We start from the raw sequence: 12,096 nt of genomic DNA on the forward strand, positions 1-12,096 counted from the left end.
CCGCGGCAGTGTTGGTTTCGTGTTTGGGTTTAACTGGATTGGTTCAGTTTGTCGGGAAGTCGGCGGAACGAGACAAAGCTTCCCAGGCAAGGACGTTCGCCTTGAGGTCTTCAGCCTTCTTCAGGGCTGCGTCCGCGGCGTCATTGCCGAGCGGAAGGTGATGCGGAGGCTGTTGCGCCAGCACGGCTTTCCGGATCGCCTTTGCTGCGCGCGCGGGATCACCGGCCTGCTTTCCGACCGATGCGTGGTAAGCACGACGTGCCTCGCCCGCTGTCGCCTCGTAATCCTCAATGGACGCGGAGACCTCGTTCGACGAGCCTGCCCATTCCGTCCGGAACGCGCTTGGCTCGACGGTCATGACGTTGATCCCGAGTGGGACGACTTCTTTCCGGAGCGTATCCGACAGGCCTTCCACGGCAAATTTGGTCGCGCAGTAATAGCCTACGCCGGTGTAGCCAACCAGGCCGCCGATTGATGTCAGATTGACGATCGTACCACCGCGGCGGGCTCGCATATGCGGAAGCACCGAATGGATCGTGTTGGCGACACCAAAGAAATTGACATCAAACAGGCGGCGGGCGTCGGCTTCGGCGGTTTCTTCAATAGCACCGAAGAAACCGATCCCGGCGTTGTTGATCAGAACGTCGATGCGTCCGAAGTGCGCTTCTGCAGCGTCAACAACCTTTTGGCACTGATCCCGATCGATGACGTCGAGCGGGAGGATCAGGGCATCGCCCTTCTGCTCAAGATCCGCGATCTTGTCGGTTTTGCGAGCCGTCACCACGACTTTTTCACCGGCTTCCAGCAGGTGTTCCGCGATATAGCGACCGAAGCCTGTAGAGCATCCGGTTACGAGCCAGACTTTAGGGTTTTGCGTCCTCATTTCATATACTCCTTTCTGTTTCAGACCTGCGGCGACCGTTGCTGGTAGCCGCAGATTTCAACGTCTTCGACGCAAAGGTCCGGGACCTTCGCCATGAAGACCTCGACGTAAGGTGTGCTCATATGCAGTTTGAAGTCGGAGGCGTGCCGCCAGTCTTCGAGCACCATCCACACGTCGGGAACGTCATTGGACTGGTGGATCTCGTAGCGGAGGCAGCCTTCCTCGTTTCGGGACGGAGCGACGAGCTGAAGCAGTTCGTCACCCAGATCTCCTGAGCGGCCCGGCTTTGCGGTGAAGTAGGCCACATCGGTGAGGTCAGCCATTTCAGGTCTCCTTCTCGGTTAGGGCAACACCCGCATAGTGACGGCATGCCTGGAAAAGATCTGCCGCGTCTTTGCGGGAGCTGTCGTGATCTTGCTCCTTTCAGACGCCGTTGATCGCGATGATGCGCGATGCGGCCGCAGCCTGCCGCTGAGCGGCCAAGGGCGCGTATTCGGGGGATGCGAAGAGCTGGCGGATCGCATCCTTGTCCGGAAATTCGATGATAAGCATGTTGGTGGCGGTCCAGCCCTCCAGCTCCAGTGGTGTTTCGTCGATTGCGATGAGCTTGCCGCCGGCTTTGGCGACGAGCGGCAATGCCTTTGACCTGTAATCTTCGATAGACTTCATGTCGTGAATGTCGAGGTCAACGACGAGGTACGCAGTCATGGTTGTCTTCCTTTCGTAATGGGTTGCAGGTGATTTTTTTGGGCCCGGCGCCTCTCAGGGGAGATGGCGCCATTTGACCATGCGTTCTTTGAGATCGAGCATGCCACCATCGACGGTGAACGTGCCGTCGCCGCGGTGATGCATCATTCGACGCTCTTTTCGGGTCTCGTTGATCCAGATCCTCGTCGCTTCAAGGATGAAGAGGTTGTAGGGATCCGAAAGCCTGGTATCGACGACCCGGCATTCTATGTTGGCCAGGCAGTCTGAGAGGAGCGGGGCTGATACGTCCTTGGCAGGTCGCGTTTTGAGACCATACCTCTGGAATTTATCTACCCGATCGCCCGAACAATTGCCGACGTCGACAACCGTTTCGGCGAGATCCAGACCGGGGACTGCGATGACACATTCTCCGGTTTTTCGGAGAGCCTGATAGCTGTGATCCCACGGCCCGATGACACAACCGATCAGCGGCGGGTCATGCTGGATCATCATATGGAAGCCCATTGTCATCACATTGGGCTTGCCGTTATCGCTCGTTGAGACCATGACGATTGGGCCAGGTTCCAGAACGCGATATGCTTGAGATGCGGGTAATTCCTTCATGACAATCTCCCTTGAGAGGTCCCTGCATCTAGGCAGGGACCCTTCAGGGCCGGTCTGTTACCAACCCTGTTCTACTGGCAGAACGAACAGCTCGGCGACGTCCACATGAGCCGGGGCCTGGGCGGCGAAGACGATGGTGTCGCCGATATCCTCGCCCTGGAGGAAGGTCATCTGGCTCGCCAGCTCGTCCATCTGCTTGCGGTAGCCCGGATCGGTGATGTGATCGTAGAGCTCGGTGGCAACGGCGCCGGGCTGGATGCAGGTCACGCGGATGCCGTGTTTCTGGCCGACTTCCATACGCAGGCCATCAGAGAAAGCCGTGACCGCATGCTTTGTCGCGCAGTAGACCGACAGACCCTTGAACACCTTGCGGCCAGCGATCGAGGACATGTTGAAGACATGGCCTGAATGCTGCTTGATCATCTGGGGCAAAACGGCTGCCGTCGTGTTGAGCAGGCCCTTCACATTAACGTCCACCATTCGCTGCCACTCGTCGACCTTGAACTGGTCGATATCGGAGAGCGGCATCAGGCCAGCATTGTTGACGAGGATGTCGATCGAACCATAGGCATCGATCAGCTTCTTCACGCCCGCATCGACCGAGTTCGTGTCAACCACGTCCATTTCGATCACAAGAGCTTCGCCGCCCTTGGCTTCAATCTGGTTCTTGAGATCTTCGAGCTTGTCGGTGCGCCGTGCAGCGATACCGACCTTTGCACCGGCTTCAGCAAGCTTCGCAGCAGTCGCGGCTCCAATGCCACTCGATGCTCCGGTCACCAGTGCGATCTTTCCATTGAGGTTGGTCATTGTCTTCATTCCTTGTCTGAAGCCCACCACCGCGGTGGGCGTTTCGTTTTAACAAGGAGGAATTTAAGCCGTTCATCAGCGCCCTTCTCACGGGCTCTTGCTCGACCTGTCGCGATCTTGCTCGAAACGTAAGATGTTAAAAACTAGCCTCGGCGATGGTGACTGGGGCGGCAGGCCAGTTTAACGACGGACTAGCCAGACCAACTGAAAGTCTTCGTCGATTTCGACGTAAACGAGCATGCGGCCGCAGCCACGCGCGCTATTGCGTTTGCTGAGCCGATCAAAGTATCAGGTAGGGGGCCCATTATCCGCTTCCCGAAATCAGGGCATGTTTAGGGAGACGAGACACACTACAGGTGAGGCCACTCGTCTGGAGCTGATGCTGCTGATGCAAGCGTGCCAACGGCGCTTGATGGAGCAAAAACTCTCTTTCAGCCGACGGCATGATGGGGAGTATCAAGCGTGTAAAGCATTTGCGCGCCTTCTACGCCCTTGAGTGCGAACCGGCCTACGCATGCAAGACGCTGGCGATTACGCCCCTCCATACAGTCTGCGAAGTTTGAAGAGGTTAGCAGGTTTACATCCAGCGACCGACACAATGAAACGATGCGACTTACCTCGTTTACGGCGGGACCTATCACAGTGAAATCGAGCCGGTCCTCGCTTCCGATATTCCCGTAGAAGACATCACCGATATGTAGCCCGAGACAGACTTCCGTTGTGGGACGGCCTTCCGATGTCCTCCGGGTATTAAGGGATCTCAGCCTCAGGCGGAGGAGGTTTTCGGCCTGCAGCGCGGCGTCACAAGCATCAATCTGTCGATCCGCCCTGAAAATTGCCAGGATACCATCTCCGATTAATTTCAGGACCGTCCCGCCAGCCTCATGGACTGCTGAGATGACCGCATCACTGTAATCATTCAGGAGAGGAATGATCTCCTCAGGCGACACTGAGGCAGAAATTCTTGTATAGTTTGCAAGGTCCGAGAACCACAGGGCCGCGGATATCCGTTCCGACGCGCCCCGGTTGATTTTACCTTCGAAAACTTTTCGTGCTGCGTCGTGCCCAAGATAGACTTCGGCAATCGTCCTTGCGATCCGCGCAAGCGCAGTGCTTTTAATCGCCAATGCAAGAACCGGCAAAAGTTTGCGAAGGTTTTGAAGATCGACATCAGAGAAACCACTGGGGTCGCGAGTCGCGAAGTGAGAGAAGAAGCAGTCCATCTCTCCAATGGTCCCTTGCTTCTCAAATCGATGGATGAAGGCCACAAAGTCTATAACCCCGGAGTTACGCATGTCGTCGAGCATCGCGAAATCGGTCGGGTCTCCTCGTCCGATACGACGTCGGACATCGGACTCCTTCCCAGCCCAGAGATAGTAGAAGGCTGAGCGCTTCCAATTTTCAAAGGCGTCTCCAGAACTGCTAGGACCATACTCAAACTCTGTCTCCACGACTTGCTGACTGTCCCATCGAAAGGCGCGCCCCTCGTGAACCGGGTGCAGCGTGTCAATAAGTGCAAGACTGCGGTCAAGCGGTAAACCGGCGTCACGACATGCTGCACAAAAGCCGCCGAGCAACACGGACTCGCTTGCTCCGTGAAGCCCTTGCTGTGCTACCCAAGCGGAAATCCTCTCAATGTCTTCGTTAGTCATACCACTTAGAATTTCCGCGCAAAATTGTCAGTGACTTACTGTGCGGGTTGAGTTTCACCGAAACAAGAGCCTTTAGCTTCTAATCACACCAATGCTGCAGTTCCCGACCGTTGTTCATCGCTGCCTCCCGGGTATTTACGGAACACCCGGAAACGATCTTTCGCACCTTTGGGAGCCTGGCGCGCTCTTGCTCGAAATCGCGACAAGGCAAAAAAATCAGCCCCGCCGGTAGTGGCTCGGCGGCAGGCCGGTTTCCCGACGGAAGACCTGGGCGAAGTGACTTGGGCTCGAATAGCCGACGGACATGCCAATCTCGATGATGCTCGTATCCGTCTCCTGCAGAAGAAGCTGTGCCCGGGCAACGCGCTGGCGAATGAAGTAGCGCGAGGGCGAGAGCCCGGTCGCCTTCTTGAACAAACGGCTGAAATGGAATTCACTCATGCCGACTGTCTCGGCAATCTGTGCGAGATTGAACGGCTCGGCTAAATTTTCCTCAAGATATGCGACGGCTCGACGAAGCTTGAAGCCTGGAAGTGCATTCTGACGATCATCCGCGGCTTCACTCGCGGCATAATTTCGGATCAGATGCACGGCTAGTGTCTGGGCAAGACCCTGAATGAACAGCTGACTTCCTTTCCTCTCAGACGTGAGTTCTTGGTGGATCACGGAAAGAAGGAGTGACAGCTGCGTGTCCTTACCCCCTGAAATATCGCGGAGTGCGGGAGGAGCGGCGCAGCCCAGCACATCATAGGCGACGCGCTCGAACAGCGGAACGGAGAGATAAAGGTGCATGACCTGGAAAGGTGCGTCGCCGATGGCGCGCCAGCGCATCTCGTATGGGGTGGGGGAGCGGGTCAGGAAAAAATCACCAACTGTGACCGTGTTGGCGACCCAGTCCCCGTCAAGGTCGCGTTCCTCAACGACAGCTTCGCCTGACATCACCCAAACGATCAATGGTTCTGCAACAGCAGGAACAAGAAATGGCTCCTGCTTGTTGAGACGGGAATAGACCTGCACGAACATGTCGTTCCACGCCGGACTATCGCCACTAACAAGCGTGCGACCGGCAATATACTGTTCAAGCCCGACCGGGGACGTCCGCTCGGGCCTCGCAATGACCTCTTCCAGTTCGGGCACGAGTGCCGCTGGATAAATGGGATTTCCGGTAACGGCCGGGATTGGGGGCAAAACGTTTTGGCGGGATGGTTCGATGGTTTCCAATGCGGACCCTCTCTTAAAACGAGCATAGCTTGTGTAGGTTGCCTAAGGGTTCAATGGAACATATCCCGGTTCACATCTCCGCCCACAACCACCATCAATGATGCAATGCAGCATTTGGTTTCGTCCGATGAGAAAATAAATCCGGTCTCAACGCACTCTTTGGGGCAAACGAAATCCACATCAACGTCACATGTAAATATTTCCGGCTCCGTAGCACCCTTCGGGAAACCTCCATTGACCTCTTTCTCAAGAAGCAACCGCCCGGCGGCACGCTCCCCTCGCATCGCTCGAATGAAAGTGGCTGCTGCACCGCCCAACATGATCCACTCCATCGTTCGTAGGTTTGGGCTAGCATCGCCCGTGACGATCAAGGATCGGTAGAACGAAGCTCCAATGAGATTGTCTGATCGCGCCAATGTGGATGCTGGCATCTGCCGCATGGAGATTTGAGCGCTCGTGAAACTGCCAAGGGGTCGGAACCCCAGCGCCTCAGTCATCACGAAGCGGAGTCAGCAGCCTGCTTTTCGTTGAATAACGAGATACGATCATCGGCAATCAGCAGAGCTTTTTCGATCAATGGATAGCCAGCATAGGGAATGACGTTGAAGAGGGTCTCGATAATCTCTTCCCGGGTGGCCCCGAGATTGAGAGCTGCATCGACATGGACGCCCAGCGGCTTTTCCGCCGCGATAGTTCCCTGGGCGGCGAGAGCAGAGATTGCACCCAGCTCGCGTCCCTTGGGGTCAAGCGCTGAGCGTGAAAAGATATCGCCGTAGCAATGCGCAACAATAAGCCTACCCAGACCAGGAGCAATATCTTTGAAGCTGTCGACCACATCAGCGCCGGATCCTCCTGATGTTGCGGCAAGTGTTGCGGCCCCGCTCATGAAGCGCTTCTCATCATCTTTGGTGGTCTGGACTCTTTTCTGGGTATTCGCTTGTGGTCGTTCGGAAGCCACCAGGACATTGTTCGCTCTGCCAGCAGCGTTGAGCGCTGCAGGGAACCCGGAATAGACGCTCAGTTGGATAACCATTTCGACAATGTCGCTGTGGGTTGCGCCCGTAGCCAAAGCCGAAGCGATGTGGGCGTCGAAGCTCGCCCCCACCTTCCCCCTCGCCCCGAGCATTGCAGCGGACGCGAGATGGGCCAGCCTCGGCTCCAGGTGCACGGCGCAGAAGATCTCTTCGTCAAGGACCTGTTCGCGCCACTTCAGGAACTCGGGCGCAACTCGATCAAGGACAGCGAGACGGTCGGAGGAGATATCCGGGATGGCAGGTGATGCCTGAGCCTCCGTGGCATTACTGGTTTCGCCCCGCTCGGCGAGAATATCGCGGACGATGGGAACGGCGTTGATCGCCGTCGGAAACCCAACAAGACCCGCGGAAATAAACAACAGGTCGACAACATCATCGGGGGTTCCCCCGGCATTCAATAATCCGTTGAGGTGAAAAGACAGTTGAGATTGCGCCGATCCGTGGGCCAGCAACGTGGCCGTGGTCAGAATCTGGCGTGTTCGCAGATCAAGACCATCCCGCGACAACACATCGCCATAGGGATATTGAATAGTGAACCGCGCCAGATCTTCCGAGAAGCGCGCAAGCTGGCTTACCGGCCCTCCAAAATTCTCACCTCCGATCTGTTTGAGAACGGCAAGACCACGAAGGTGTTTTTGTCTGTCTTCTGGCGAGGCCAAATTCTCGAGCTGCTCTTCGATTTTACTCATTATCATCGCTTTCTTTTGATCTGTTTTTCACGGACGCAGATGTTCCCATCGAGTGAAAGAATTGGACACGCCGGCATTGGCTATGCCGGCGTGTCCAGACTACTGATTGCGATAGAGAACCATTCCCGCGTGGTACAGGACGCCATCGACGAAATCGCCGTCGGCAGTAAAGCCGGTGTCGTCCCAGTACTCGATGTGATCTCCCGACACCTCGTATCGTCCTTGATAGGCACTTTCGCGTCGGCCACGGGCCTCGTCGTAGCGGCCATTCGGAAGCAACTGGTGCCGGATGCGGCCGTCTGCGGTCACCCACATGCCGACATAAGGGTGTGAAGGCGTTGCGGTCGTCATTGTGCCGCCTCCGTCTTGCCCAGGAAAGACTGAATGGTCTCGGGTTCGACGACCCAGGCGTAGTTCAGTTCGTGCCGGATCTTCCATTTGCCACCAGTGCATTCCCAGCCCAGCTGCGAGCGGCCATCAAAAGCGATCACCTTGCCGTCAAGACGATCAATGCGGCCAACGAAGCCAAGAGTCGTCGAAGCAACTGTGTCGCCGACGATTGCGTCATGGCCTCCGGTCAATCCGTGGCGAACGGATCGGGCGGCGTTCTGCAATGCCTCCCAGTTGGCGCCGTAGCGAGCCGAATTGTCAAAGAGCTGTGTGCTACCAGGCGCAAAATTGTCGTAGAAAACCCCCTTGGTGTTTTCCAGGTCGTAATATTTGTTCAGCTTTTCTGCGAACACGAATTTACCATCGCCTTCATGACGCTCCCAGCCCTTCATGATCCAGTCGGCATGGAGCGCGAGAGGAGCCTCGGCGCCTTCCCGGGGGCACGTGCTATCCTGTGCAGCGACAGGTCCGGCGCAGATCCCCAGAACCAATGCTGCTGCGAGCGTGATCTTGATGTTCGTCATTGGAATATCTCCTTCGATGATCGTTGTTTGTTGCCTGCCGTGCTGTGCGAGATACGTTTGTCGGCCACGAGCAATAGGTAGACAAATTTGATTGTCGCTTGTATTCCCTTTCCGCTAACGTGATTGGTTAGCAGGATGCGACAATGACAATTGACCTAAACTTGGTGCCAGTGTTTCTGGCGGTCGCCGAAGAGGGGAACTTCAGGGCCGCGGCCGACCGGCTGGGGGTTACACGCTCGGCCGTAAGCCAGGGCATCCGCCGACTCGAGGATATCTGCGGCATCGCGCTCGTTAGCCGCACGACCCGTAGTGTGCGGCTGACCGAGGCGGGCAACCGCTTCCGCGAAACACTGTCCCAACCAATGGCAGAGGTCAGATCTGCGTTCGAGAATGTAGCGGGTGACGCAAGACCGAGCGGCTTGCTGCGGATCGCGGTGACATCGATTGCCGAACAGTTTTTGTCCGGCCCGCTGATCGCGTCCTTCGCTGAAGCCCATCCCCGCATCACGATCGACGTCACGGTGACCGACGACGTCTTTGACATCGTAGCTGCCGGCTTCGATGCGGGGGTCCGGCTGGGTGATGTGATCGAGCAGGACATGGTCGCGGTGCCACTGACGAAAGAAGAGCGAGAAGTGGTCGTCGCGACGCCGCGATATTTCGAGGTCCATGGAACGCCTCGCCATCCTCGGGACCTTGTGCGTCATCGCTGTATCGGTTGGCGTCCGTCTCCAAGTGCTGCGCCTTACCGATGGGAGTTCGAGGAGGATGGAATTTCTATCGACGTTGCCGTTGAGCCGCAAATCACCACAAACGATCTGTATCTAATGATACGGACCGCACTCGCTGGTGGCGGCATTACATTTGCGTTGGAGGAGACGTTTCGTTCATACATCGATCGCGGCGAGTTGATCACGGTGTTGGACGATTATCTGCCGCCATTTCCAGGCTTCTTCCTTTACTTCCCCAATCGCCGGAATATGGCGCCCAAGCTGCGAGCGCTCATTGACCACGTTCGTGCATACAAACCGACGTCATCCTAGCTGTCAGTCGCCAGGGCACACGGGGTTTTGTGCGTGGGATCGGACACGTATAATGCCCAGCTATTCGCTAATTCGGCCGGCCCGAACCAGGCCAAGGTGGCGCAGATTGGTGAGAATGGACACGCGGCTCCAGAAGGTCGAAAGCGGCAAGGCCCGCAGCGAAAACGACGTTCGTCACTATGGAAGAAGAGGCTGGTGTGCAGCCTCTTCACGGATCCGCATGTTTCGCCTTGTTAGAGCCGGCTGTCAGACCTTAAGCGTAGTTGATGGGCAGCCAGTCATAATTCGTGCTGTCTTTGCGGACATGGCCAATACCCGGAAAGGCGAGATGCGCGCCTGCCACCAGATATTTGCCCGCCACCGCCTGCTTGAACGCAGCGTCGCGTGCAGCCACAGCGGCTTTCTGATCGATATCGAATTCGATGGCGACGCCGGGTTCATCGAATTGCAGGATATCGCCATGGGTGATGTCACCCCAGAATACGATCTTCTGGCCTTCACTTTCCAGCGTGATGGCACTGTGGCCCGGCGTATGTCCCGCATAAAGAATGGAACCAAGACCGGGAACAGGCGCTGCGTTATCCGCGAAGGTTTCGAATTTTCCGGCTTCCACGTATGGCGTCACGCACTGATCCGCCTCGCCGAAATGCTGCTTTACTATGCCTGTCGCCGCCTTGGCGTTTGCCGCATTCAGCCAGAATTTTGCCTCTCGTTCATTGACCCGCAAGGTGGCGTTCGAGAAGGTGCGTTTGCCTTTGCTCATCAACCCGCCGGAGTGATCGGTATGAATATGGGTGAGAACGACGTCGTCGATCTCATCCAGCTTGTAACCGGATGCCTCAATGTTCGAAGCGAGCCTGCCGAGTGAGGGGCCCAGATAGGTACCGGTGCCCGCGTCAATCAGCACCAGTCTTTCGCCGGTGTTGACCAGGAACGCGTTGACGGAAGTTGGTACCATTTCGGGCAGAAAGGCATCATTCAAAGCGCCCTGCGCGTGTCGTTCGCTCGTGTTGGTGTAGAGCTTGGCGAGCGGCAGGGCGATGGTGCCGTCCGACAGGGCAGTGACCTCTACGGAGCCGATCTTAAGCCGGTAGAAACCCGGTGCCTGAACAGCGGCATAAGGCGCCTTGGCGAAGACGATTGATGGAGCGACGAAGGGTGCTGTGACGAAGCCGGTCAGAGCGCTTTTGAGAATGGAACGACGGGATGGCATGGATTTGCTCCTTACGTGAGGGTGCGGAACGGCTTGCAAGTTCCTGCCCATCAGCTAAGGATGCTTCGGTCAGCAATCAAATCGATACCGCTCATGCACGTCATCGATCATTTCAATCTTCGTTCCTTTGATCTCAATCTTCTCGTCGCTTTCGATGCGATGATGGAAGAGATGAGCGTCACCCGGGCAGCCCAGCGGCTTAAAATTCAGCAGCCTGCGATGAGCCACAACATAGCGACCCTGCGCACGCTGTTTCAGGATGAGCTTTTCATCCGTGTCGGTCAGGTGATGAAGCCAACCGCACGGGCGCTCAATTTGTCCGGCCCGGTACGGCAGGCTCTGCGGCAGGCGCAGGCGGCCGTGTTGATGGCGGATGCATTCGATCCAGCCACCGAGCAACGCACATTCAGGCTGGGGCTTTCCAGCGAGGTGGAACTGCTATTGCTGCCCGATCTGACGGCGCGGTTGCGGGATATCGCGCCGGGCATCCGTATTCTCGCCCGCGGTGGTGATGCGCAGGAGGTCGACGCGATGCTGGATGCGGGTGTCATCGATTTGTCTGTGGGGTGCAGTTATCTGCCCGACTCACGGCACCATAGCGAGCCCCTGTATCAGTCCAGCGTATTGTGCTGTTTCAACCCGCAGCTACTGAACCTTTCCAACCCAGTGAGCCGCAATGACTATATGGCCGCACAGCACGCGGTGATCTCACAAACCGACAGCCTTCATGGCTGCGTTAAGGATGCGCTGGAACATGCAGGTGCAGACCTGGAAGTCGTGGCGGCAGCTCCCGATTTCATGTCGATATTGGCCACCGCGCGTTCATCTGCAGTGATTGCCACCGTATCTTCGCGCATCGCGCTTCGTTATGGGCCGCTATTGGGGCTCGAGGTCAGTCCGCTGCCACTGGCACTTTCTTTCCCACCGGTGGCAATGGTTTGGCCGCTCCACATGCACACCGATCTGGGCTGCGCATGGTTGCGGCAGCAAATCCGTGAGGCGATGCTGAGGACGAACGAGAGCAAAGTTGCGGATATTGCAGCGTGATGTTGCATAAAGATCAGTATGTCTTTGATGTCCTCACCCTGAAGGGACATGAACCGACGACCCGCCATAACTTCGGATCCAAGCCGGCAGAAAAGCGAGCCAGATCATGCATCTGGTTCATTTGGAATGTCCGAAGGGGGCCGATAACGGACTGTCCGATGATGGGGTGCCGGACGGCGAAACCGGACCTGCCCGCCTCCGCATCGACCGCACGCTGCGAGAGTTCGCTGGTGGCCCAAATCGTCGCGTCGTCGAAATGCCTGGCGCACCGCGGCGCGCGGC

General features: G+C 57.0%; 14 protein-coding genes. 2 read left to right on the top strand and 12 right to left on the bottom strand.

Features of this window, described 5'->3' with window-relative positions:
• Nucleotides 1–43: 43 nt before the first annotated feature.
• The 11 genes from NBH21_RS21305 to NBH21_RS21355 all read right to left on the bottom strand — a co-directional run bounded on the left by NBH21_RS21305 (nt 44) and on the right by NBH21_RS21355 (nt 8,511).
• Nucleotides 44–883 carry an oxidoreductase gene (locus NBH21_RS21305; protein ID WP_250914871.1) on the bottom strand — a complete coding sequence of 280 codons (840 nt, stop codon included), beginning with the start codon at nt 881–883 and terminating at the stop codon, nt 44–46.
• Between the two features lie 20 nt (nt 884–903).
• Nucleotides 904–1,206 carry a putative quinol monooxygenase gene (locus NBH21_RS21310; RefSeq protein WP_250914870.1) on the bottom strand — a complete coding sequence of 101 codons (303 nt, stop codon included), beginning with the start codon at nt 1,204–1,206 and terminating at the stop codon, nt 904–906.
• Between the two features lie 100 nt (nt 1,207–1,306).
• Nucleotides 1,307–1,591, bottom strand: a complete 285-nt coding sequence (locus NBH21_RS21315; protein WP_003518744.1) for a DUF1330 domain-containing protein — start codon at nt 1,589–1,591, stop codon at nt 1,307–1,309.
• Nucleotides 1,592–1,645: 54 nt separating this feature from the next.
• The gene (locus NBH21_RS21320) at nt 1,646–2,194 is read right to left on the bottom strand and encodes a flavin reductase family protein (protein ID WP_250914869.1); all 549 of its coding nucleotides are present in this window, start codon (nt 2,192–2,194) and stop codon (nt 1,646–1,648) included.
• Between the two features lie 57 nt (nt 2,195–2,251).
• Nucleotides 2,252–3,001, bottom strand: coding sequence for an SDR family oxidoreductase (locus NBH21_RS21325; RefSeq protein WP_210058634.1), 750 nt, complete (start codon nt 2,999–3,001; stop codon nt 2,252–2,254).
• A gap of 431 nt (nt 3,002–3,432) precedes the next feature.
• Nucleotides 3,433–4,653: an adenylate/guanylate cyclase domain-containing protein gene (locus NBH21_RS21330; protein WP_250914868.1), complete on the bottom strand. Its 1,221-nt coding sequence runs from the start codon at nt 4,651–4,653 to the stop codon at nt 3,433–3,435.
• 216 nt (nt 4,654–4,869) lie between these two features.
• Entirely contained in the window at nt 4,870–5,874 is a 1,005-nt protein-coding gene (locus tag NBH21_RS21335) for a helix-turn-helix domain-containing protein (RefSeq protein WP_250914867.1), read from the bottom strand.
• Nucleotides 5,875–5,924: 50 nt separating this feature from the next.
• Nucleotides 5,925–6,194: a hypothetical protein gene (locus NBH21_RS21340; protein ID WP_250914866.1), complete on the bottom strand. Its 270-nt coding sequence runs from the start codon at nt 6,192–6,194 to the stop codon at nt 5,925–5,927.
• Between the two features lie 176 nt (nt 6,195–6,370).
• Nucleotides 6,371–7,597, bottom strand: a complete 1,227-nt coding sequence (locus NBH21_RS21345) for a carboxymuconolactone decarboxylase family protein (RefSeq protein ID WP_250914865.1) — start codon at nt 7,595–7,597, stop codon at nt 6,371–6,373.
• Nucleotides 7,598–7,696: 99 nt separating this feature from the next.
• On the bottom strand, nt 7,697–7,948 hold the full coding sequence (locus NBH21_RS21350) for an Atu4866 domain-containing protein (RefSeq protein WP_210058639.1): 252 nt from the start codon (nt 7,946–7,948) through the stop codon (nt 7,697–7,699).
• On the bottom strand, nt 7,945–8,511 hold the full coding sequence (locus NBH21_RS21355; protein ID WP_210058641.1) for an invasion associated locus B family protein: 567 nt from the start codon (nt 8,509–8,511) through the stop codon (nt 7,945–7,947). The genes NBH21_RS21350 and NBH21_RS21355 overlap by 4 nt, the downstream gene beginning before the upstream one ends.
• Nucleotides 8,512–8,654: 143 nt before the next feature.
• Between NBH21_RS21355 and NBH21_RS21360 the strand changes: the two genes are divergently transcribed.
• Entirely contained in the window at nt 8,655–9,554 is a 900-nt protein-coding gene (locus NBH21_RS21360) for a LysR family transcriptional regulator (RefSeq protein ID WP_250914864.1), read from the top strand.
• Nucleotides 9,555–9,807: 253 nt separating this feature from the next.
• Here NBH21_RS21360 and NBH21_RS21365 read toward each other — a convergent pair whose 3' ends face one another.
• A complete protein-coding gene (locus NBH21_RS21365; protein WP_250914863.1) occupies nt 9,808–10,767 on the bottom strand; it encodes an MBL fold metallo-hydrolase in 960 nt (319 codons plus the stop codon).
• Nucleotides 10,768–10,860: 93 nt separating this feature from the next.
• Between NBH21_RS21365 and NBH21_RS21370 the strand changes: the two genes are divergently transcribed.
• Complete coding sequence (locus tag NBH21_RS21370; protein ID WP_250914862.1) at nt 10,861–11,814, top strand: LysR family transcriptional regulator; 954 nt, start codon at nt 10,861–10,863, stop codon at nt 11,812–11,814.
• Nucleotides 11,815–12,096: the final 282 nt, after the last annotated feature.

The organism is Ciceribacter sichuanensis, assembly GCF_024055605.1.
Classification (GTDB): Bacteria; Pseudomonadota; Alphaproteobacteria; order Rhizobiales; family Rhizobiaceae; genus Allorhizobium; species Allorhizobium sichuanense.

Excerpts from the sequence above, each read along its gene's own strand:
- NBH21_RS21305 (WP_250914871.1), bottom strand. The coding sequence starts at position 883 with ATGAGGACGCAAAACCCTAAAGTCTGGCTCGTAACCGGATGCTCTACA.
- NBH21_RS21310 (WP_250914870.1), bottom strand. The coding sequence starts at position 1,206 with ATGGCTGACCTCACCGATGTGGCCTACTTCACCGCAAAGCCGGGCCGC.
- NBH21_RS21315 (WP_003518744.1), bottom strand. The coding sequence starts at position 1,591 with ATGACTGCGTACCTCGTCGTTGACCTCGACATTCACGACATGAAGTCT.
- NBH21_RS21320 (WP_250914869.1), bottom strand. The coding sequence starts at position 2,194 with ATGAAGGAATTACCCGCATCTCAAGCATATCGCGTTCTGGAACCTGGC.
- NBH21_RS21325 (WP_210058634.1), bottom strand. The coding sequence starts at position 3,001 with ATGACCAACCTCAATGGAAAGATCGCACTGGTGACCGGAGCATCGAGT.
- NBH21_RS21330 (WP_250914868.1), bottom strand. The coding sequence starts at position 4,653 with ATGACTAACGAAGACATTGAGAGGATTTCCGCTTGGGTAGCACAGCAA.
- NBH21_RS21340 (WP_250914866.1), bottom strand. The coding sequence starts at position 6,194 with ATGTTGGGCGGTGCAGCAGCCACTTTCATTCGAGCGATGCGAGGGGAG.
- NBH21_RS21345 (WP_250914865.1), bottom strand. The coding sequence starts at position 7,597 with ATGAGTAAAATCGAAGAGCAGCTCGAGAATTTGGCCTCGCCAGAAGAC.
- NBH21_RS21350 (WP_210058639.1), bottom strand. The coding sequence starts at position 7,948 with ATGACGACCGCAACGCCTTCACACCCTTATGTCGGCATGTGGGTGACC.
- NBH21_RS21355 (WP_210058641.1), bottom strand. The coding sequence starts at position 8,511 with ATGACGAACATCAAGATCACGCTCGCAGCAGCATTGGTTCTGGGGATC.
- NBH21_RS21360 (WP_250914864.1), top strand. The coding sequence starts at position 8,655 with ATGACAATTGACCTAAACTTGGTGCCAGTGTTTCTGGCGGTCGCCGAA.
- NBH21_RS21365 (WP_250914863.1), bottom strand. The coding sequence starts at position 10,767 with ATGCCATCCCGTCGTTCCATTCTCAAAAGCGCTCTGACCGGCTTCGTC.
- NBH21_RS21370 (WP_250914862.1), top strand. The coding sequence starts at position 10,861 with ATGCACGTCATCGATCATTTCAATCTTCGTTCCTTTGATCTCAATCTT.